The organism is Nocardia sp. NPDC059691 (assembly GCF_042733915.1).
Classification (GTDB): Bacteria; Actinomycetota; Actinomycetes; order Mycobacteriales; family Mycobacteriaceae; genus Nocardia; species Nocardia sichangensis.
Genome location: NZ_JBHWFB010000047.1, coordinates 1 through 1017, shown reverse-complemented (window position 1 = coordinate 1017; position 1017 = coordinate 1). Strand labels below are relative to the sequence as shown.

Annotated in this window: 1 rRNA gene; it reads right to left on the bottom strand. The window is 52.7% G+C overall.

The annotated features are described in order from the left end of the window. Positions 1-1017: ribosomal RNA gene (locus tag ACFV2O_RS36830) — 23S ribosomal RNA — on the bottom strand; the annotation flags it as partial.

The following is a 1017-nucleotide window of genomic DNA, read 5'->3' as shown; positions in this document are numbered from 1 at the left end:
CCGTTACACTTTAGGAGGCGACCGCCCCAGTCAAACTGCCCACCTGACACTGTCTCCCGGGTCGATAAGACCCGTAGGTTAGAATTTCAATACAGTCAGGGCGGTATCCCACCAGCGCCTCCACCGAAGCTAGCGCTCCGGTTTCAATGGCTCCCGCCTATCCTGTACAAACTGTACCAAAATTCAATATCAGGCTACAGTAAAGCTCCACGGGGTCTTTCCGTCCTGTCGCGGGTAACCTGCATCTTCACAGGTACTATAATTTCACCGAGTCTCTGGTTGAGACAGTGCCCAAATCGTTACACCTTTCGTGCGGGTCGGAACTTACCCGACAAGGAATTTCGCTACCTTAGGACCGTTATAGTTACGGCCGCCGTTTACTGGGGCTTCAGTTCAGAGCTTCGCTTACGCTAACCCCTCTCCTTAACCTTCCAGCACCGGGCAGGTGTCACCCCCTATACTTCGCCTTACGGCTTCGCAGAGACCTGTGTTTTTGCTAAACAGTCGCTTGGGCCTATTCACTGCGGCTTTCCGTTAAGAAAGCACCCCTTCTCCCGAAGTTACGGGGTCATTTTGCCGAGTTCCTTAACCAGAGTTCTCTCGCACACCTTAGGATTCTCTCCTCGCCTACCTGTGTCGGTTTGCGGTACAGGCACCTTTTATCTCGCTAGAAGCTTTTCTTGGCAGCGGGGAATCAAAGACTTCGCTCCATAAGGAGCTTCCCCATCACAGCTCAGCCTTTACGATAAGCGGATTTGCCTACTTATCAGCCTAACTGCTTGGACGTGCACAACCAATCGCACGCTTCTTCTATCCTTCTGCGTCCCTCCATTGCTCAAACGATAAAGAGGTGGTACAGGAATATCAACCTGTTGTCCATCGCCTACGCCTGTCGGCCTCGGCTTAGGTCCTGACTAACCCTGAGCGGACGAGCCTTCCTCAGGAAACCTTAGGCATTCGGTGGACGGGATTCTCACCCGTCTTTCGCTACTCATACCGGCATTCTCACTTCTAAGC